Consider the following 21,090-nt stretch of genomic DNA (forward strand, 5'->3'; position numbering starts at 1 on the left):
TGTCTGAGTCTCTTTCCTATGTAAAAACTTATGAGAAAACAGCTTGAACGCTCATCACCGTTACAGTTAACACAAGCACTAAATTTCCAAGAATTAACCAGGGCTTCACGCTCCCACGCTTTCCTTTAATCGCTGTAATAAGTCCAGCTACTGGGAGTAACGCCATTAGGATGACCCAAATTTTTCGAATAATTCCTGATTCTAAATAAAATCCTACTTGCACCATTGTAAATAAAACAATTGTCAGTACAAACAGTAGGCCCGGAATAAATAAGTGTACGCCTCTTGGCCTTGATGAATAGTACAAAACATCACTTTCTTTCTATATATAATTTTAGCTAACAACAACGTTATCATTTACCAAAGTTTTTGACAACTTGTCAGACAAAGTTGTTAACAAAATTTAATAAAAAATCATTAGTGCTTGGTTTCTTCAAATGGAAATTCCTCTGTTGTATGAATAATCCCTTTCAAATATGATTTATCCAAAGGTTTACCTTCTATCCATTCTTTAAATGAAAAGGTGAAAGGCTCAGCTGACCGACCAATTCCAACTGCTACTTGCAGCATATGAGGTTCATATGCAACCGTATGCAACGTTCCAGCTGAATTTTTATAGTCTTCTTTAAAGACTCCGTAGGCTGGATCATTAAAAACTTGATACGAATCTCGTATGGATAGCGCTTGGTCAATCTGGTTCCGAATATTCTCTAAACGCTCTGTTGATTCAACGAGGTGATGACGATTCTCTTCGACTAATTCATGAAAATGATTTGTACAAGCCATCGTAGCTCCTCTCAATACGCGCACTCCTCTACCTGATGCCTCCACAACAGCTGCATTCCCACTTCGATCATAAAGTGAATAGTTAAATGCATGCCTGTGGGGTGCTCTCTCTAAAACAGCTATCGCTTCTTCCGTTGTTTCGCATGATTCCAAAATAAAACGAGCTAACGTGCAGCAAATGAAGCCACCTGTCTGCCTGCGACGATTGACAAAATGGTAGCCGACTACAAGGCCTTTTTCGTTCATACCATCCATACGACCAATCATTCTAGTTCCAAATCCTACGCTAGCAAAGCCTTGGTCGGGTTGAAAGAGTAAAAACCTTCCTTCATATGTTTTAGGGTGATAGTCATAGTTACGCACATACACTCCGTTTTGCATAAGAGCAGAACACCCTGTTTTATCCCAGTTTTGTTGATAGCCACTGTATTCATGAACAATATCTTCAAGCGACCATTCTAGCCCTTCACTCAATCCTTCTAACTCACTCCACAAGCCTGGTGCAAACAAATCATAATACGTTTTAGCCTGACGTTGATTAGCCTCATAGCTTCGAATCGATCGCTTTCTTCTTTTCAAATGATTCTCTTCAAGCTTTGTGCCCTTATGCAGTAACCCTTGTAGCATACCAAGGTTATAATAAGATCCTCTTCCCTGGATAATCTCTACCTTTATTTCTTTCATTCCTTTTCACCTCATTTAATCTACTATTATTTTGCAGGAAATGAACATTGCTTTGCAACTTTCAACCCTCATACAAGACGTCCAAATGGAATAAGGTTAAATAGTGAGGGTTTGGAATTAGTAAATATTAATTTGAGGTGATGACTCATGCTACAAGAAAAAACAGCAAAAGAGATCCATTATTATATACAAAAAATTCAAGGCAGACAGTCAGCTGATGGTTCATTTCAGTATTGCTTTGAAGGTGGCGTTATGACTGATTCTTTCCTAATTATGCTATTGCGAAGCATCGAACACCCAAACCAAAAGCTTGTTGAAAAGCTTACAAAACGAATTGTTTCAAAACAAAACAAAGATGGCGTTTGGACTTTACACGATGATGAAAAGCCAAACCCCTCTGCGACTCTTCAAGCCTACGCAGCCCTTTTATATTCTGGCTTCTATACGCGTGAAGATCGCGTTCTTCGAAAAGCAGAAGCTTACCTCATTGAAACCAATGCGCTATCAAAGGCTCATTTTATGACAAAATGGATGCTCGCAGCAAACGGATTGTACGACTGGCCTTCGTTATTTTATTTACCGCTTTCGTTTCTAGTCGTTCCGCCTAACGCTCCACTTAGCTTTTATAATTTAAGCGCTTATGCACGCATTCATTTTATTCCAATGATGATCGTTGCCAATAAAAAATTTTCAGTGACATCTAAGCATACCCCTTCTCTCAGCCATTTACTCACAAGGTCAGAGGAACTGGATATGCAACGAAATGTTCGAGCATCACCATTTCTTAAGCAAGTGAAACATTTGACATCCCTTCCATCTTATATTCATCGACTTGGGTATCAAGCAGCTGAGCGCTACATGCTCGATCGATTAGAAGATGATGGGACGCTATACAGTTACGCTAGTGCTACATTTTTTATGATTTACGCTCTTTTAGCGCTTGGATATAAGCGTAATTCTCCAATTGTTCAACGGGCCGTTGAGGGAATTTGCGGATTAGCTAGTGAATGCTCCACTTATACACATATTGAAAATTCTACGTCAACCGTATGGGATACAGCTCTTTTAACTTATGCACTTCAAGAAGCCGGCCTATCTTGGAAAGACCCCATGATAAGAAAAGCGACTTCCTATTTACAGCAAAAACAACATTCTCGCTTTGGAGATTGGCGTGTTCACAACCCAGGTATTCAACCAGGTGGATGGGGATTTTCACATAACAACACCATCAACCCTGATTTAGATGATACTTCAGCTGCAATTCGTGCACTAACAAGTCGAGCCTCAGACGATCCTTCCTATTTCCATTCGTGGCAAAAAGGAATCAACTGGCTGTTATCGATGCAAAATCGAGACGGTGGGTTCGCTGCCTTTGAAAAAAACACTGATAGCACATTGTTTACGTATCTACCCCTTGAAAATGCGGAAGATGCGGCTACAGATCCCGCAACTGCGGATTTAACGGGCCGAGTACTAGAATGCCTTGGGTCATTTGGAGGCATGAACAAAAATCACCCAAAAATTCAAGCAGCCGTTGATTGGTTATTTGACAATCAAGAAGAGAATGGCAGCTGGTATGGTCGATGGGGAGTTTGCTATATATACGGTACATGGGCAGCCGTTACGGGCCTTTTAGCAGTAGGTGTTTCAAAACACGATAAGCAGATTGTAAAAGCAATTAACTGGCTTAAGAGCATCCAGCGTTCAGATGGCGGCTGGGGAGAATCATGCTCTAGTGCGAAATACAAGCGCTATATACCATTATCGTTTAGTACACCTTCTCAAACGGCTTGGGCTATAGATGCACTACTAAGCGTCTGTCCAAAAACACATCAAGAAATAATAGATGGTGTTTCCTTTTTACTTAATCGCTCAGAACAAACTATACAGCAACGGAACTATCCGACCGGTATAGGACTTCCAGGGCAATTTTATATTAACTATCACAGCTATAATGACCTTTTTCCATTATTAGCTCTTTCTCATTATCAAGCAAAGGCTTAAAAAAACTTCTCCAACTAATGGAGAAGTTTTTCATTTGAAAATTCCATATTTTCAATAGGTAACTTTTTCTTTTAGCGATAGCCATGTACGGTCTTTTATTTTTTGAACTAATACTTCCTGTTCAAAGAACGCAGAAAGCCGATCCTCCGTTAACAAATCAGCTGTTTTGCCAGCCGAAAACACTCGTCCTTCTTTCATTAGCATAGTATGGGTAAAGCAGGATAAGATTTCCTCTACATGATGCGTCACATAAATAAGAGTTGGACCATCTGGTTCTATCGCAATCTGCTGGATTAACAATAGTAATTGCTCTTTAGCTAAAAGGTCTAAACCTGTACACGGCTCATCTAGAATAAGAAGCTTTGGAGACGCCATCAATGCGCGTGCAATTAACACTCGTTGACGCTCACCTTGAGATAAGGTGCGATATAGTTGATTTGCAAAGTGCTGGCACTTAAGCTGCTTGAGCAGTTGGTTTGCACGTTTTATCTCTTCTTGAGTTACGCTTTCATACAATCCAATTGAAGCAAACTTACCGCTTAAAACAATCGTGATTGCCGTTTCATCCTCAGGAAATCGCTGTTGTAACGACGAACTGACCCAGCCAATTTCTTTGCGCATTTCTGGCAAATTAGTTGCACCAAACGTATGATTTAAAATGGTTGCTTCTCCTTTAGTTGGCCATATGTATCCATTTATAACGTTTAAGAGCGTTGTTTTGCCACAGCCATTTAAGCCTAGCAAACACCAATGCTCGTTTTGATTGATTTCCCACGATATGTCGTTTAGCAGCAATTTGTTTTCGCGTATAAGTGAAATATTTGTTAATTCTACAATATTAGTCAACTGACACCCCTCCAGCTTGAATTGAATAAACATCAATAGGTTTATCCCACTTTATAATCTGCTTTTCTTTTTTCATTCCTATTTTTACCACTACTTTTCGCGATGCGTGATGCTCTGGATCAATTAAAGCTGTAATCCTCGTTAACCCAAGGTTTTGAAACCCGTGGTTAATACAACTTTGAGCCGCTTCGGTTGCATAGCCTTTCCCCCAAAAATCTTGAAGAAATAAATACCCTAACTCTACTTCTATGGTGCCATCAACCTTTTGCAACAACAAGCCACACTGCCCGATAATTTGTTTTCCCCCCTTTTTTTCTACGGTCCACAAACTAAAGCCGTAGGACATATCATGATTTTGGACAGATTGAATCCACAGCTTGGTTTCATCCATGCTTTTTGTATGAAGATAGAATTTCATCGCTTTTGGATCATTAAATATTTGAAACAGCGCTTGATCGTCAGACGCTTTCATCTTTCTTAAAATTAACCGCTCTGTTTCTATTATAGCAAGATTCATCGCTCGACTCCTTTTTAAGTTTATGATGATAAATACAGTTTACGAAATGCCTTAGGGGTTAATTTTTCATATTTCTTAAACTGCTTAATAAAATAGCTGACATTTTCATATCCAACAAATGCTGCAACTTCTGAGACAGACATTTGGCTATGTTTAATTAAGAGCTCCTTCGCTTTTTGAATGCGCACTCGCGTAACGTATTCGATTGGTCTTAAACCAAAAGCTTGCTGAAATAAAAGGCACGTATATTGAGGCGTTACGTTTAAAGAGTGAGCAATAGCATCTAGGGTTACAACACTAGCATACGAACCTTCAATATAATCAATGGCAGGCTGAAGCTGCGCGTGGTGCTCATGTCTCGTTTTTCTTTCAGACAGCAAGCAGTCATTTTGTAAATGAAGTAAAAAGCTATAAATTAACTCAGAAGCCTTTAAGCTACTTGATGATCCTTTGCTTTCGAACGCTGTAATCATATCATTTAGCTTTTGCAAAAGCGTTTCAGCATACGTTACCTTAACCTTTGTTGAGTTTAGCAAGCCAAATGTTCGAAGAGTTTCATTGATTTGTGCTCCATTAAACGAAACCCAACATACTTCCCACTGTTCACTTAAAGGATAATATTCATGCGGAACATGAGGAGTTAGAAAAAAACCTTCATTCTGTTCAATTGTATACACTTCGTTATTCACACAAAGCTTCCCCTTCCCACTCATACACTGAATCCACTGAAAGTCTGAAAACTCGTGTTCACGTGCGATATGAACTTGATGTTTCCAGTACCCTACGCTTGAGACATAAAAGGGTAGGCTAATATCTAACTCTGTTAGTGTTGGAAAAATTGCTTTATCCATTTAACTTCCTCTCCTGCTCATCATTCTTCATATGAATTTTGTTATATTTTTTTAAAATTGTCTGATTGATTCGCTTTTTAGTAAGCGTTATCATATTCATATACCATTATAAATGAATAAGGGATGGATGAACATGTTAAAAACAATTAAAAAATTCAGCTATACTCCACCAGCAAACGGGTTTCCTGAATGGAATAACAATCCTGAAATTTTCCAATTAAATCGCTTACCAGCTCATGCAAATACGACAATTTATCAAACGCCAGAACAAGCTTTACACTCTAATACCTCATCTTCTTACTATCAGTCTTTGAATGGAGATTGGAAATTTCAGTGGGTACCGCGCCCTGATGAACGCATTATGGATTTCTATCGCAAAGATTTTGATCATAGCGCGTGGGAATCCATTTCGGTCCCTTCCCACTGACAGCTTCAAGGAGACGATTACCCACAATATACAAACGTGACGTACCCTTGGATACATCATGATGATATTAAAGCACCTTTTGCACCAACTAACTATAATCCTGTAGGACAATACACGCGCACTTTTACAGTAGATAAAAGTTGGAACAATCAGCCTATCTATCTTAGTTTTCAAGGAGTAGAATCCGCTTTTTATGTATGGGTAAACGGTGAACTAGTCGGATACAGTGAAGATAGCTTTACGCCTGCTGAGTTTGATTTAACTCCTTATATTCAAGAAGGTGAAAATAAACTAGCTGTAGAGGTATATCGTTGGAGCGATGCTAGTTGGCTTGAAGATCAAGATTTTTGGCGAATGAGCGGAATTTTTAGAGACGTTTATCTATACTCTACTCCTCCAGTTCATATTTTTGACTTTACCGTCCGCGCACAGCTAGACGACAAATATGTGAACGGAAAGCTAACGATTTCTGCTGATATTACGAATTATATCGAACAAATTGCTGAACACGTAACGCTTGAAGCCATGCTTTATGATGCTGAGCTTAAAGAAGTGCTGAATCAGCCATTGCAAACATCTCTTTCAATACATGAACAAGAGACTGCTTTGCTTGAAGCAGGCATTGCCTCACCAAACAAATGGAGTGCAGAAAGCCCTTATCTCTATACGCTTGTGCTAACCTTGAAAGGTGGAGACGGAAACGTAATTGAAGCACAAAGCTGCAAGGTTGGATTTCGTACATTTGAATTAAAAGATGGATTAATGAAGATTAACGGCGAAACAATTGTTTTCAGAGGCGTAAACCGCCATGAGTTTTCTGCGACGAAAGGTAGAGCCGGCATTACAAAAGAAGATATGCTCCATGATATTTTATTAATGAAGCAGTTTAATATTAACGCAGTGCGCACCTCTCACTACCCTAATGCTTCAGGTTGGTACGAACTTTGCGATGAGTATGGCCTTTATGTAATTGACGAGACAAATCTGGAGACTCACGGGACATGGAGCTACCTGCAAGAAGGGGAACAAGATGCAATCCCGGGAAGTAAGCCTGAATGGAAAGAAAATGTTTTAGATCGCTGTCGCTCTATGTACGAACGTGACAAAAACCACTCTTCTATTGTAATTTGGTCACTTGGAAACGAATCGTTTGGTGGGGAAAATTTCAAGCATATGTATGATTTCTTCAAGCAAAAAGATGATACGCGCCTCGTACATTATGAAGGAATATTCCATCACCGAGATTACGATGCATCTGATATCGAAAGCACGATGTACATTAAGCCGGCCGACATTGAAAAATATGCGCTGATGAACCCTAAAAAGCCTTATCTTCTCTGTGAATATAGCCATGCAATGGGGAATTCGTGCGGTAACTTAGCTGATTATTGGAATATTATTAATCAATACCCTATCTTACAAGGCGGCTTCATTTGGGATTGGCGAGACCAAGCTCTTGAAACAACAACAAAAGAAGGAATTACTTATTTAGCATACGGTGGTGACTTTGGAGAAAGTCCACATGATGGCAATTTTAGCGGTAACGGACTTTTATTTGCTAATGGTGACGTGACGCCAAAGCTGTATGAAGTTAAAAAATGCTATGAAGCTGTATCATGGAAGGCTACTGATCTTAGACAAAAAACCTTTACTGTCCAAAATGATTACTTGTTTACAAATTTAAAAGATTATGAGTTTACGCTTACAGTGACAAAAAATGGTGAAGACATTTATAACTATTCGTTTATAGTAGATGTAAAACCTCAAACAACAAAAGAGATTCAATTACCGTTGGATGATTATAAAAAATCCCAAAACGATGATGAATTTATTGCTACTCTATCAATGAAATTAAAAAGCCAGACCAAGTGGGCTGACAAAGGTCATGAAGTAGCATTTGAACAGTTTATTCTACCGGCACAAGTTGCTTCACAACCTGCAGCTGAGACAAAAGCGCCACGTGCTATAAAAGATACATGCCAAGAAATTACGATTAAAGCTGACTCTGCTACCCTTACATTTAACAAAGAATCTGGGTTGTTAACTTCTTATTTATGTAAAGATACCGAATTATTGCTAGATGGATTGCAGCCAAACTTTTGGAGAGCAGTAACGGATAACGATCTGGGTAACAAACTTCAAGAGCGCTGCCAAGTTTGGAGAGAAGCAAGCCTTAACAGAGAGTTGGAATCGTTCAGTGTACAAGAACAGCAAAACCATATAGCTATTACCACACGCTTTTGCTTTCATGCGCTTGAAAATACAACCTGTGAAATTGTGTATAAAGTAGATAACAGCGGACAGGTTGCCATTCGTCAAACTCTCGTTCCGAGCAAGACGCTGCCTGAAATTCCTGAATTCGGCTTACGCTTTACTATGCCAAAAGAATTTAACCAGCTCTCTTGGTACGGAAGAGGACCTCATGAAAATCATTGGGATCGCAACACAGGAGCAAAGGTTGGTTATTATACAAGTGATGTAAAGTCACAGGTAACACCTTATTTACGTCCACAGGAATGCGGGAATAAAACGGACGTTCGTTCAGCACGCGTTCTCAATGAAAACAGCGTTGGTTTCTCAATTAAGGGTACACCAACCATTGAATTAAGTGCATTACCGCACACTCCGTTTGAACTTGAAAGCTATGATCATCATTACAAGCTGCCTGTTAGTGATAAAACGTCCATTCGCATTAACTATAAGCAAATGGGTGTAGGCGGTGACGATAGCTGGGGAGCAAAAACGCATCCACAGTATACGCTATACGCTAACCGTTCATATGTGCATGAATTTATGCTGAAACCAATGGTTTAATTACCTAAAAGGTCTGGGCCATACGTATGTTAGCTAACGAGATATCCAAACTGTTGAAAGTTAAACACTTTTGATCGTTTGGATGTCTTTTATTAGTTCCAAAAACAAGTTAAAAACTAGTGGAATGAAGCACTAGCAGAAAGCCTGAGACCTCGCAGCGCAAGCGAGAAGGCTCAGGTTCCTCCCTGCGGAACGCGAGTATCTGCAGCGCAATGGAACAAACCATACTTAACTCCTGCTTCTATTCATGCCAACTTATTTTTAAAATATGGTTGATTTCTACTTGATTACCTGGCAAGCTTAAGGAGGAACTAAAATTTAGAAGAAAGAATAAATAGGTGAACACATGATCGAAATTAAGGCCTCAACATTAAGTGATGGTGAATTTAATCGCGGGGTATTTGCAACGCAAGATATTAAAAAAGGTGATTTAATCCACGAAGCACCTGTTATTGCTTACCCTAACGAAGAACATGAACATATTGAAAAAACGCTTTTAGCAGATTATTCATTTGAATATGGCATTAATCATTCTGCTATTTTATTAGGCTATGGGATGCTGTTTAATCACTCTTATACCCCTAATGCTACTTATGAAATTAACTTTGATAAACACGTATTCGAGTTTTATGCCTATACAGACATTAAAGCTGGGGATGAAGTGTTAATTAACTATAACGGAGACGTTGACGACCAAGAACTGCTTTGGTTTGATAAGGAAGAAGAATAAAAGAACAGCCTGAGCTTTTTCTCAGGCTGTTTTCTTATTCCGTAATGGTAATCTGATCTTGGTCCTTACTTTCTACTCCTTCACTAAAAGTTAACCTTGTTTTAAACCTATACGATCGTTTATCGTTAGAAGGTAAAAGCTACTCCCCTCTAGGAGAACATTTTTCATTTATAAGCTTATATTAGTGGATAATCTGCATTTCTGTCAATATCCTTAAATACTTTTATGAAGTAATTTTTTCAGAAGCGGAAATAAAACATCTGGCAACTCTTTAATATCTGGTACTAGGATGCTATATTTCCCATACATATTTTGAATTGTTTTTCGCTGTCCCTCATCAATTTCACCGTTTGATAAAAAGACATTAATTACTTCCATTCCATGCTTTCTTGCTTCAAGCACTGCTTCATGCGTATCAACGATACCGTTTTGTTCATATCCCATCGCTGCAGGCTCTCCATCTGAAAATACGAGTAAAAATTTTTGTTTTTCCGTTCGCTTTAGCAAGCGTCTTGTCATGTGACGAATAGCAAATCCGTCGCGATTATCTTCCTCTGGCTCTAACTGCATAATTTCAGGACCGCTTTTTGGTTTAAGAGAAGATTGAAAGTCCATCACTGTTTTTAAATAGTTAGGCTGGCTTGTTTCAGTTGCATCGTTTGTATCTTCCCAAAACCCAACGATTTGATGTGGAACCCTCACTGATTTTAGCGCTTCGTGGAATAAGATAATTCCTAGCTTCGTTTCATCCATTTTGTCATACATTGATGCTGAGCAATCAACGAGTAGAGAGAAAACCGCGTCAATCTGCGGAGATTCTTGGTCTTTTTTATAAAACAAGCGAGGATTATCATCTGTCCATAGCTTTAATAACCTTTTATTTAAACGACCAAACTGAAGTTCACTTCTCGGTAACGTTTTTTTATGCTCTAACGTCTTCTCAATCATTTGCTTTAGCTTCTTTTGAAAAGATGAAATAAGCTGTTTATTTTCACCATACAAAGCAACTTCTTCGTCTGTGGGAATGGTTGGATCCACGAACACTGGAAACGCGTACTTATTATCTTTTCCATATTCATAGTCAGCTGCTCCGTCTTTTTCTGGATGCGTTTGATCCATTGCTTCCATCTGTGAGTAATCGTTTCGTGACGTTTTTTGTGAAGCACCTTGAACAATACCGAGCGCTTGATCACCATCGTCTCCTTCACGTACACCATCGCCTAGCATATCCGTTTTAGAGCCTTGATCCATATCAAATTGCAAAAAGCTTTGCGTTGCTTTACTTGTTTCACGGTGCCACATTTCCATTTTCTCTTCATGAATATCTTCATCGCCGTCTTGTTCATGCTCTAAAATATCATCATTTGCAAGTTTGGATTCACGTTTTAAATCGTCAAAAGTTAAGCCTGTCTCTAACTCTTCATAATCCAGCTCTGCCAAAAAGAAATACGTATTAAGCATGTCTTTGTCTAAAATATCATCAAACAAATCAACAAGCTCTAAGCAAATACGCGCAATATCTTTAGTAGTTTTCGCTTCATACACCTTCACTAGCTGGCTTCGAATAAATGGCATTGCCATATCAACCTCATTTGTAATGAACGGAATTTCTTCAAACGGGTTTTCCGCCGTTAATAAGAGATAGATGCCATTAAAGAGTGCATCGGTATGAACGCTTTTTATTAAATTTGCATTGAGCTGGGTAGCAAAATACTTACGGTATACGTTTCTGCGTGTGGCGAAAGCTTTCTTCGTACCAGGTCTTTCTTTCGTACATACATCTTCTAAACGTAAGTCTTCAAAAAGCATAAAGAGCTGTTTTGCAAGACTTGAGACAGATGAACGCTTCACTTTTTTCAAATACGCATTTACCTCTTGGAAATCACAGTGATAATAGCTTCCAATCGCTCTTAAAAACACGTCGCTTTTAAGGCCATACACTTTATCACTATCGGGTCGATTATCCCAGAAGTGACTTAGATAAATAATTTTCTGTAGCGGATCATAGTAAGAGGACACCCGATACTCAACTTCAATATCATCGTTTTTTGTAAGCGTTTTTGTTAAATCGGCAAGCTCCATATATAAAAATGAATCAACGTTTTTATCGTTAAATTTAATAAATCTCATAGCGCCACCCCTTATTCAAATAACGTTTCTGCAATATTTTGAATGGCTACCTTTTCCCTTTCATCTTCTAACTTTTCAATAATCCCTCTTTTAATAGCACGCAGTGGAGGCATATATAACGCTAAATCGCATGTATCTAATAACGCGCGAATCGATGCTGCTTCTTCTGAAATATGACCGTTGCTAACCTGCGTGATTAAATCTCCTGAAAGCTGTACAAACTGGTTAATTAACTTTTCATCTTGAAGCTGTGATTGTGTTTTTAATACTTGTCGCAAGCTTTCTCCTTGAATATATGGTACATCGATAACAACAAATCGATTTTTTAATGCTTCGTTTAACGGAACCGTCCCAACATAGCCTTCATTAATTGCCGCGATTACACCAAAGGTTTCTTTTCCTTTTACGACTTCACCTGTAAATGGATTTGTAATCATTTTACGGTAGTCAAGAACACCATTTAAAATTGGTAGTGTTTCAGGCTTTGCCATATTAATTTCGTCTATATAAAGAAGCTGACCTTTCTTCATTGCGTTGATAACTGGTCCAGAAACAAACTCAATACCTTGCTTTCCATTTTTCTCAGCGATTGTTTTAAAACCTAATAACGCTTCAGCATCTAAATCAACTGAGCAGTTAATGCTGTGCATCGGTTGTGAAAACAAATAAGATAATGTTTCTGCAAGCTTTGTTTTACCAGAGCCTGTCGGACCTTTTAAAAGTACGTTTTTTCCAAGTGCTAAAGCAATAAGAGCATCTTCTAAGATGTCAGCTTCTTCTGCAGTATAGCCCCCTTTCCCAATTAAAAATTCATCTTCTGCTGTTAGCTTTTGTTTTCTTTCTTGAATACGAGTAAGTACCTCGCTTGGTAGTGCTAAATCTGTTAATTCAATTGCCATAATTCATATCCTTTCTCTCGGTTTGCTGTCTTCATTCTACAAGATTTTATTTGGGTTCTCAAAGGTTTTATGTCACGAAAAAAAGTAGGTGGATACCTACTTTTTCACAATTTTATAGTTTTTGTGATTAACGACTGTTTTCATTGATTCGCCTGTTTCAGCGTCTTTTCCAAAATCGACGATGACCGAGTTATCACGAACCACCATGACGATACCTTTGTATCCTTTAAAATCACCTTTTTTTGGCTGAATTGTGTCACCGACTTTTGCTGCTTTTACCTTCGGTGCTTGCTCTTCTGTTCCTTGTGTATTTTCTACATCCATGATGATCCCACCTTTGTATTTTATTAACTATATACACCTTTTATCTACAAAGCTTGATTTTCACCACTCGTTTGAGCTATCTTGTGACTTTTCCCGAAACTACTTTATTTCAAACGTTTAAATAAAATTTTATGAGAGAAGTTTCAACGAGCGTCATTTTTAAAAATGCTATGTACGCCATCAATATGACAATGTATACCTTCTGAGTCTTATCATACCATTTTCTTGCCATTCCGAACACCAATTAAACCTTAGTTTTTTTAAAAAATGACATTTTTCATGGAATTTTGTCGAATTTCATCGCATTTTCTCTTCCATATGGTATGCTAACATTTATGTTTTATGCGCTTAGAAAACAGTTATATTTTCCTACATTATAATTAGAAACTTTTGACGAACATTTCCGTTAGTTAAAGGAAAGGGGGAGAAAATGGCACCTAAGCATCATTTCGAAGAAATTTATGAACAGCATATGCACGATCTTTTCCGCTATCTTCTCTCTCTTACGCGGCGGAAAGAAGCTGCAGAAGACCTTATGCAAGAAACGTTTTATCGCGTACTGCTACATTTAGAAACATATAGCGGTGAAGAAGTAAAGCCTTGGCTGTTCAAAATTGCCTATCACGCATTTATTGATTGGTATCGAAAAGAAAAAAAGCGACCAACTGTCGAACTAGAGGAATGGCATTTTTCACCACAACCAAGTGCTGAAGAGAAGGTGTTTGTGCAAGATGAAATTAACACGTGGCTTTCAGAAGTATCCTCTCTTCCAGAGCCAAAAAGAAATATTGTACTACTTCGTGATTATCACGGTTTTACATATGAAGAAATTGCTGGGATGACTGGCTTTACTCTAGCAAAAGTGAAAATGGCTCTTTATAGAGGACGTCAGCAATTAAAGAAGAGAAAGGAAGAGAACGTATGAGCTGTCAAAATATGCAGCACCAATGGACAAAATACAAAGACGGAACTTTGACAGATGCAGAAGTAGAAGAGCTCGAACGCCACACTGAAGAGTGTGATGAATGTATGAATTATCTTCAAAACCTGCTTGATGAAGAAGAAATACAGCCAGTCACTGCTTCCTCTACGTTTGACCAGGAAAAAGCAAAGCGCTCAATGATAAGGGCGAAATGGAGACAACGCTTTACTAATGTATTGACTGTGCTAAGCGCTTTTATCTTACTTTGGTTAGGAGGCAGCTTTTTATCGGCTATTTACTATTCTTTCACTCCTAAAGGTGAATATTTACGAACTGTGGATAAAGCGGCGATTGAATCTGCTTTACCAAACATATATGTACAAAATTCAAGAACCGAAACGAAGCCTTTCTTCCGCTTACAAAATGAGTACACGCTGTATAAAGAGATTGGACAAGCGCAAAAAAGTGTCGGACAATATACGTTTCACCACCTGTTTGAACGGGTCACAAACGTCGACAAAAACTTTTTAAACGACCATTATAATATGAAGTTATCATTTGCTTATCCAGAGCGAGTAAAAAAAGAAAAAGACGCTTCTTTCTATCAAAAATGGTCGAATGAAACATGGGGAGCACTTGATCAACTCCCTGAAGGCACAGTTAGTGAAATTGCGCTTTCTTTTGATCAAGCCTATACTATGGAAGAAATTGAAGAGAAACTTAGCTCTACACTTTCAAGCGACATTTCACCCGTCTGGTATGCTTTAGACACTGGGTATGAAGCAAAAGGAAGTGATACAAGCAATCCGCTTGTAGATTTAACCTCATCTTTTGGGTTCCCATCAATGCTAGAGCTACCGTTTTATGAAGAAAAAGAAACCTTTACGGATGAAGAGCGCGTGGTGCAGCTACTGAAGCTGCTTGCTGATAACGAACGGACGGTTCAACAAATTAGATGGATGAACCCAGATGAACTTCAGTTAACTAACCGATACAAATTTGTAAAAAAGAACGGTGTTAAAATATACGGCATTGTCTTAACAGGACCAACAAAAGAACTGCTAAAACTAAAGAACGAACCGTCGATTACCTATTCTTCTTTAGGAGAAGTAGAGTTATGGAATTGGTTTACTCGTCCCACTCAAGGTACCTTGCATTAAAGCATGAGAACATTACGTTTTCATGCTTTTCTTTTTCCATGCTATGATAAAACGAAAAGGAGTGAGGATTTTGAAGTATCTATCCATGTGGACTTTCCTTATTATTTATGCATGGCTATTAGCAGCAAAGGAAAAAACGACCTCGTCATGATGAAGTTGATCTCTGGGCAATTCGCAACAGTGGAGCCACTCGTCGTTATGATTTTTTCTTGTTTAGGACTATTCCCTCTTTTATTTGCATCACTAATTATGCCAAACGACTCATTTAAACTTCCAGGCTGGCCTTTTTCACTGCTCTCTTTTGGATTAGGAGCCTTCGCGCTTTTACCTTACTTTGTACTAAAGGGCGAGAAGTCAACTAAGAGTCGCGGATTTAGCCTTCTAAACAAATGGTTAACCTCACCCACTTTCTTACTGTCTTTGTTGACAATCACTCTCATTCTTTATTTGTATGGTTTTGCAGCAGGCTCATTTTCAGGTTATATAGAAGCTTTCAAGCATTCTGAATTAGTTAGCGTTATGACCGTTGATTTTTTTGTCCTTACTTGGTTAACCTATATTCTTTTTAGGGGTCATCGCTACCGATTCATATGTGTTCTGCCTATCTTAGGGCCCCTCGTTTTACTTTTAACTATAAATCAAAAAACAACACATCTTTAAATACATTTTTTAGCATTAAATAATTATGTTGCATTTCCACAAATATTGCTTTATAATCATCTCTTGTACACATGATTGCGATTGTGTAAAATTCCTAACACACACCATGTATACCTTTTTAAAAGGTATACATACATACCTGCGCTGTGCGTATACTCATGTTGTCTTAAACCTTTGAGTGTTAAAAGGGAGTTCAAAATTCAGTTGCGGATAGCATGCCCTTCTTGGGACGCTAAAACCGACTGTGCGAACACCCACCTAGTTGATCTGGGTATTTAAGACACTTCGAGTTACGGCAGTGCGGGCTTTTTATTGTATTTCAGTTTACATAATTATATTATTGTCTATTTAAAAGTAAATAGATACACGATGTTTAGTTTTTTCCAACGGTGGTATATCTTAAGTAAGACGATAAACTTAAGGAGCTGATTCAAATGAATAAGCAAGAAATGATGGACAAGTTATCGAACTTACTAGATGAAAACCGAGTGGGTACATTAGCGACCGTTGTGAATCAAAAACCTAATTCTCGCTACATGACGTTTTTTAAAAAAGATGGTGACATTACCTTGTACACGCCAACAAGCATAGCTACGCATAAAGCTGATGAAATTGATGAAAACGGCAACGTGCATATTTTGCTTGGCTATAGCGGCGAAGGATACGGAGATAATTATGTAGAGGTGTCTGGAATTGCTAAAATTAATGATAATCAAGAGTTAAAGAACCGCTTTTGGAATGATCATATGTCACAGTGGTTTAATGGACCTGATGACGTTAACTACGTTTTACTTGAAATTACGCCTACTCATATCAAGTTGATGAATGAAGGGAAAGATACACCAACTTCTATAAGCTTATAGTGAAATGAAAAAATGCCTCCCGCAGGAGGCATTTTTTCATTTCACTGCTTGAAGCAACTGTTCTGCTGCTTGCTTAGGTGACCTTGCTAAGCTAATCGCTGTAATAATAGATATACCGTCAGCACCACCTTGAATGACTTTCTCAGCATTTTCGGCTGTGATGCCTCCAATCCCTACAATTGGGAAATCAATCTTCTGTTGACGAGCTTGCTGAATTAAATTTGTGCCTTGAACAGCTTTTGTATCTGTTTTTGTAGTGGTTGGAAATACAGGCCCCATTCCCACATAATCCGCTTTATCTTTAATTGCTTGCTGTAGTTCTTCAATCGAATGAACCGACACACCGATTAGTTGATGAGGAGCCTTTTCTTTCACAATATACGCTTTCTCGTCTTCTTGACCAATATGAATACCATCAGCACCTAATTTGATTGCCAAGTCAACATCATCATTTACAATAAAAGGTACCTCATGCTGTTTACAAATTTGTTGAAGATCATAAGCAAGCTGATACTTCTCTTTTCCTTGCAGAGCTCCCTCTCCTTTTTCACGAAACTGGAACATCGTAATTCCACCCGCAATCGCTTCTTTTAATACGACTCGCGGATCTCCCTTACAATTATTGCTTCCCATAATAAAATAAACTTTTAGATACTCTTTAATATTCATCTTCTGTTAGCTCCCTTCTACTGCTGTTCAACTCTTGCTCCGCTTTTCACTTGTTCTGGATGAATATGGTGTAAAGCATCCAAAAAAGCGGTTTGAAAACTTCCTGGCCCTTCACCTGCTGCTTTATCAGCTGCCAGTTCAGCTGCGACTTCATATGCGCATAACGCCTCAAGAACTGCTTCAACAATTCTTTTCTTTTCAACTGCAACAAAGGCACCAATAACGGATGTTAATAAACAACCGGTCCCTGTTACATTGGCAAGCATTGAATGCCCGTTTGTGATAATATAAGCTGAATCTCCATCACTAACAACATCTTGTACACCCGTTACAACAACTACTGTTTTCAGCTGCTTTGCAGCCATTTTAGCTAACGTAACGACATCCCCTTCTTCAGGTGCTGCATCTACACCTTTTATCGCCCAGTTTTCTCCTACAACATTGGCAATTTCAGCAGCATTTCCTCGAATAACTGCTATGTTTACTTTATTTAATAACTCTCTTGCTGTAGCTGTACGAAATGGTGTTGCACCTGCTCCGACGGGATCAAATATAACCGGAACGCCTGCCTCATTCGCTGCTTTTCCTGCAATTATCATCGCTTCAACTTCAGTACTTGTTAACGTTCCCATATTAAGCACGAGTGCTCCAGCGATTTTAGCCATATCCGCAACTTCTTCTTTTGCATAAGCCATTACGGGCGATGCGCCTAAAGCCAATAAACCGTTCGCTGTAAAATTTGTTACAACAACGTTCGTCATATTATGTACTAGTGGCTTTTCTTGTCTTACTTGAGATAATAAATGACCTATTTCCTTTTGGGCCGTCATTTTTCCATCCTCCTACCTTTCGATATAAAAAAGCACCCTGCATGAACGCAAGGTGCTTTTACAATCTACTCACATTCCCTACGCTGGCATTATCCAACAGGTTCAAATGGTCTATGATGGTTTCCTAATCATACTCTCAGCCTGCATCCGCAAGCTCCCCATTCTATTAAACTATAGTAAAAGTCTACTATATAAGTACGCTTCATGGCAATATTGAGGCTATCTTGATTTTGTTTTTTCACTTTCAGATTCCCGAGACTGTGTCAAGCAGTTCGTTCATAAACTGAACAATGGAGGTGAGAGTTAAATGAAGAAAAAACTTTTGCTGCTATTTGTTCCACTGCTGTTGCTTTTATCCGCCTGCCTCAACGACCCCGTTCAAGACGATTTATTAAACTATTCAAATACTGAAATCCCCAAGGTCAGTGAACTAGAAATACAGGCGGTTGAAGCATATGACAGCGTATCCGGAGCTAACTACACAGATGATTTTACGATGTATGATACGCTTGTGGATGAAGTCATTCCACAATATCGTGAATTTATTGAAGAACTTGAAAAAATCGAAGTAGAAACAGATGAGCTACGGGCGCTCCATGAAGATTATATTAAAGCTGCCAATACTCAGTATAACGCTTTTGCAAAAATTGTTAGCGCTCTTGAAAAACAGGACCCTGAATTAATTGTCGAAGCTAATGTGATGTTAGATGAAGCGAGAAAAGGAATGCGTAAATATGCAAGTGATATTAAAAAACTTGCCAAAGAGCATAAGGTTACGTTTGAGAAGGGTGAAGAGCTATAAAAGTGAAATTAAAATCAGGTGCACGCACCTGATTTTATTTCGCAACCCGAAAAAGATTGACAAACGTATCATAAAATTCTATATTTATATACCTGTAGACAGGTTTGAGAATTAATGATATACCATTCAATCTTGATTAAATATGCTATTTTGTAAGGAGATAAAGATGACTACCACTACTATTACTACAAATGAAGAACATTCAATCTTAGAACCAAAACCATTTAAAGAATCTGTCGTCATTCCTTTTTGGAGCTTGACAATCATGCTTGTAGTAATGAACACTACAATGTTTAACGTTGCTCTTCCTAAAGTATCCACAGAATTTGCTTTAACATCTTCAACCTCTGCTTGGATTATTACTGGCTATTCTGTTGTTTTTGCAATTGCAACAATTACATATAGTCGACTATCCGACTTCATTCCGATTAGACAGCTCCTAACGACTGGCTTAACGCTGCTAGGGATTGCTTCAATTATTGGCTTTGTGTCGAACAACTTTACAATGCTGTTATTTGCCCGCGTTCTTCAAGCTGCAGGAGCAGCAGCAGTACCTGGACTAGCAATGATTTTAATCACGCGCTATATCCCGAAATCCAGACGTGGTAAATCAATGTCTATGATTTCTTCTGCTGCGTCACTTGGATTTGGTCTTGGTCCTGTTATTGGAGGAGCAGTAACGCAGTATATGGGTTGGAACTTTCTATTCATCGTAACAGGGTTAGTTTTAATTTTCATCCCATTATTTCATAAGGTTTTACCTGCTGAAGATAAAAAGAAAGTTTATTTTGACATTCTAGGTGGTATCCTAACAGCAGCGGGTGTGACCGGCTTTTTACTATTTCTAACTTCCTATTCTTTATTATTACTAGCGGTCGGTATTGTAGCCATTATTTTATTAAGCATTCGTATCCGCAAGCATAACCATCCATTTATTGAGCCCAAGCTTTTTCAAAGTAAAGGCTATTTACTATTAAATGGTATCGGTTTTGCAGCATACATGACTCACTTTGCCACTCTTTTTATTATGCCGTTATTATTGGTACAAGTTTTCCAAAAAAGCTCTGCTGAAATTGGATTACTCATTTTCCCAGGTGCAATTCTATCAGCCATTGCTTCTCGTTTTATTGGTAAAATTATTGATCAGTTCGGAAACAAAGTATTAATTCGATTTGGCCACTTATTTTTAGCTATTGCAGCTTTACTTTTTACCTTTTTCAGCACTGTATCACCTACAGCCATTTTATTTATGTATATGTTTATGAGCATTGGTTTCACATCCCTTACGTCTAGCGTAGCAAACGAAATCTCACGCATGCTACCTTCAGATAGTGTTGGCACAGGAATGGGCTTTTCACAACTTTCTCAGTTCGTTGGTGGAGCTACCGGCGTAGCTTTAACAGGAGTAGCAATCGTTTGGCAAAAAAGCTTACCAATCGAATCAATGTTTCAAAATTTATTTGTTGGCATGACCGTATTAACTGTCGTATCATTTATGTTATTTTTAGGATATAAACGCTTTGAAGCAGAAACATCTGAAGACTAACTTAACATACAAAGGAAGGGATTATCCGTGAACGGTACATTATCACTCCAGCCTCTCGAAGCTTCGTTTTATAATCAACCAACGTTATCTTTAGCACAATCCCTTCTCGGTTGCCTGCTTATTCACGAAACAAGCGAAGGTACTACTTCTGGGTTTATCGTTGAAACAGAAGCCTATATGGGACCTGAAGATCGTGCTGCACATAGTTTTAATAACCGACGAACAAAACGAACCGAAGTGATGTTTGGCGCTCCTGGCAATGTGTATACCTATGTAATGCACACCCACTGCCTTGTTAATATTGTCAGCGGCCCAGTTAATAAGCCAGAAGCCGTGTTAATTCGAGCAATCGAACCTTTTAGTGGAATTGATCTTATTCAAAAGCGTCGAAAACAAGCTCTGCCTAAAAATTGGACAAACGGACCAGGTAAGTTAACAAAAGCACTTGCGATTACAATGAAGGCTTATGGACATGACATTACTAATTCTCCTCTGTATATCTCAAAAGGATTTACGCCTACAGCTATTTCATCAGGGCCAAGGATTGGCATCGATAACTCTGGTGAAGCAAAGGATTATCCTTGGCGATTTTGGATTACGAATCATCCATATGTATCAAAATAAAG

General features: G+C 38.5%; 19 protein-coding genes, 1 other RNA gene and 1 pseudogene. 11 read left to right on the plus strand and 10 right to left on the minus strand.

The genetic code is table 11. The annotated features are described in order from the left end of the window. Positions 1-28: 28 nt before the first annotated feature. Together BFL01S_RS11865 and BFL01S_RS11870 are read right to left on the minus strand one after the other, a co-directional pair. The gene (locus BFL01S_RS11865) at positions 29-307 is read right to left on the minus strand and encodes a hypothetical protein (RefSeq protein WP_224840177.1); all 279 of its coding nucleotides are present in this window, start codon (positions 305-307) and stop codon (positions 29-31) included. A 110-nt stretch (positions 308-417) separates the two neighbouring features. Next, positions 418-1,470, minus strand: a complete 1,053-nt coding sequence (locus BFL01S_RS11870) for a C45 family autoproteolytic acyltransferase/hydrolase (protein ID WP_061785796.1) — start codon at positions 1,468-1,470, stop codon at positions 418-420. A gap of 147 nt (positions 1,471-1,617) precedes the next feature. Between BFL01S_RS11870 and BFL01S_RS11875 the strand changes: the two genes are divergently transcribed. After that, positions 1,618-3,474 carry a terpene cyclase/mutase family protein gene (locus BFL01S_RS11875; RefSeq protein ID WP_061785797.1) on the plus strand — a complete coding sequence of 619 codons (1,857 nt, stop codon included), beginning with the start codon at positions 1,618-1,620 and terminating at the stop codon, positions 3,472-3,474. 51 nt (positions 3,475-3,525) lie between these two features. Here BFL01S_RS11875 and BFL01S_RS11880 read toward each other — a convergent pair whose 3' ends face one another. The 3 genes from BFL01S_RS11880 to BFL01S_RS11890 are packed head-to-tail and all read right to left on the minus strand — an operon-like array spanning position 3,526 to position 5,688. Next, entirely contained in the window at positions 3,526-4,311 is a 786-nt protein-coding gene (locus BFL01S_RS11880) for an ABC transporter ATP-binding protein (protein ID WP_025910517.1), read from the minus strand. Between the two features lies 1 nt (position 4,312). Continuing rightward, the gene (locus BFL01S_RS11885; RefSeq protein WP_025910518.1) at positions 4,313-4,837 is read right to left on the minus strand and encodes a GNAT family N-acetyltransferase; all 525 of its coding nucleotides are present in this window, start codon (positions 4,835-4,837) and stop codon (positions 4,313-4,315) included. A 20-nt stretch (positions 4,838-4,857) separates the two neighbouring features. Further along, positions 4,858-5,688, minus strand: a complete 831-nt coding sequence (locus BFL01S_RS11890) for an AraC family transcriptional regulator (RefSeq protein ID WP_061785798.1) — start codon at positions 5,686-5,688, stop codon at positions 4,858-4,860. 133 nt (positions 5,689-5,821) lie between these two features. Between BFL01S_RS11890 and lacZ the strand changes: the two are divergent. Further along, positions 5,822-8,929, plus strand: a pseudogene (gene lacZ, locus BFL01S_RS11895) (beta-galactosidase, LacZ type). Positions 8,930-9,275: 346 nt separating this feature from the next. Then, complete coding sequence (locus tag BFL01S_RS11900) at positions 9,276-9,659, plus strand: SET domain-containing protein (RefSeq protein WP_025910521.1); 384 nt, start codon at positions 9,276-9,278, stop codon at positions 9,657-9,659. Between the two features lie 213 nt (positions 9,660-9,872). On the opposite strand, the gene BFL01S_RS11905 is transcribed toward BFL01S_RS11900, so the two are convergent. The 3 genes from BFL01S_RS11905 to BFL01S_RS11915 all read right to left on the minus strand — a co-directional run bounded on the left by BFL01S_RS11905 (position 9,873) and on the right by BFL01S_RS11915 (position 13,015). Further along, positions 9,873-11,789, minus strand: a complete 1,917-nt coding sequence (locus BFL01S_RS11905; RefSeq protein ID WP_061785799.1) for a vWA domain-containing protein — start codon at positions 11,787-11,789, stop codon at positions 9,873-9,875. A gap of 11 nt (positions 11,790-11,800) precedes the next feature. After that, positions 11,801-12,688, minus strand: coding sequence for an ATP-binding protein (locus BFL01S_RS11910; protein ID WP_061785800.1), 888 nt, complete (start codon positions 12,686-12,688; stop codon positions 11,801-11,803). Between the two features lie 96 nt (positions 12,689-12,784). Continuing rightward, complete coding sequence (locus tag BFL01S_RS11915) at positions 12,785-13,015, minus strand: DUF2187 family protein (RefSeq protein ID WP_025910525.1); 231 nt, start codon at positions 13,013-13,015, stop codon at positions 12,785-12,787. 427 nt (positions 13,016-13,442) lie between these two features. Between BFL01S_RS11915 and BFL01S_RS11920 the strand changes: the two genes are divergently transcribed. From BFL01S_RS11920 to BFL01S_RS11940, 5 genes are all read left to right on the plus strand, one after another. Further along, positions 13,443-13,937: an RNA polymerase sigma factor gene (locus BFL01S_RS11920; RefSeq protein ID WP_061785801.1), complete on the plus strand. Its 495-nt coding sequence runs from the start codon at positions 13,443-13,445 to the stop codon at positions 13,935-13,937. Next, positions 13,934-15,094: an anti-sigma factor gene (locus BFL01S_RS11925; protein ID WP_025910529.1), complete on the plus strand. Its 1,161-nt coding sequence runs from the start codon at positions 13,934-13,936 to the stop codon at positions 15,092-15,094. The genes BFL01S_RS11920 and BFL01S_RS11925 overlap by 4 nt, the downstream gene beginning before the upstream one ends. A gap of 147 nt (positions 15,095-15,241) precedes the next feature. Further along, the gene (locus BFL01S_RS11930) at positions 15,242-15,754 is read left to right on the plus strand and encodes a hypothetical protein (RefSeq protein WP_225001627.1); all 513 of its coding nucleotides are present in this window, start codon (positions 15,242-15,244) and stop codon (positions 15,752-15,754) included. Between the two features lie 133 nt (positions 15,755-15,887). Beyond that, a non-coding RNA gene (gene ssrS / locus BFL01S_RS11935) (6S RNA) lies at positions 15,888-16,065 on the plus strand. 123 nt (positions 16,066-16,188) lie between these two features. Next, positions 16,189-16,617, plus strand: coding sequence for a pyridoxamine 5'-phosphate oxidase family protein (locus BFL01S_RS11940; RefSeq protein WP_061785803.1), 429 nt, complete (start codon positions 16,189-16,191; stop codon positions 16,615-16,617). 36 nt (positions 16,618-16,653) lie between these two features. Here BFL01S_RS11940 and thiE read toward each other — a convergent pair whose 3' ends face one another. After that, a complete protein-coding gene (gene thiE, locus BFL01S_RS11945; RefSeq protein WP_061785804.1) occupies positions 16,654-17,286 on the minus strand; it encodes a thiamine phosphate synthase in 633 nt (210 codons plus the stop codon). A gap of 17 nt (positions 17,287-17,303) precedes the next feature. After that, positions 17,304-18,116 carry a hydroxyethylthiazole kinase gene (thiM, locus tag BFL01S_RS11950; RefSeq protein WP_025910534.1) on the minus strand — a complete coding sequence of 271 codons (813 nt, stop codon included), beginning with the start codon at positions 18,114-18,116 and terminating at the stop codon, positions 17,304-17,306. A 307-nt stretch (positions 18,117-18,423) separates the two neighbouring features. On the opposite strand from thiM, the gene BFL01S_RS11955 reads away from it, so the two are divergent. From BFL01S_RS11955 to BFL01S_RS11965, 3 genes are all read left to right on the plus strand, one after another. After that, positions 18,424-18,918: a hypothetical protein gene (locus BFL01S_RS11955; RefSeq protein ID WP_061785805.1), complete on the plus strand. Its 495-nt coding sequence runs from the start codon at positions 18,424-18,426 to the stop codon at positions 18,916-18,918. Positions 18,919-19,084: 166 nt separating this feature from the next. Beyond that, the gene (locus BFL01S_RS11960; RefSeq protein WP_061785806.1) at positions 19,085-20,464 is read left to right on the plus strand and encodes an MFS transporter; all 1,380 of its coding nucleotides are present in this window, start codon (positions 19,085-19,087) and stop codon (positions 20,462-20,464) included. 27 nt (positions 20,465-20,491) lie between these two features. Beyond that, positions 20,492-21,088 carry a DNA-3-methyladenine glycosylase gene (locus BFL01S_RS11965; RefSeq protein WP_025910538.1) on the plus strand — a complete coding sequence of 199 codons (597 nt, stop codon included), beginning with the start codon at positions 20,492-20,494 and terminating at the stop codon, positions 21,086-21,088. Positions 21,089-21,090 lie beyond the last annotated feature (2 nt).

The sequence above is a fragment of the Priestia flexa NBRC 15715 genome, from assembly GCF_001591565.1.
GTDB classification, from domain to species: domain Bacteria; phylum Bacillota; class Bacilli; order Bacillales; family Bacillaceae_H; genus Priestia; species Priestia flexa.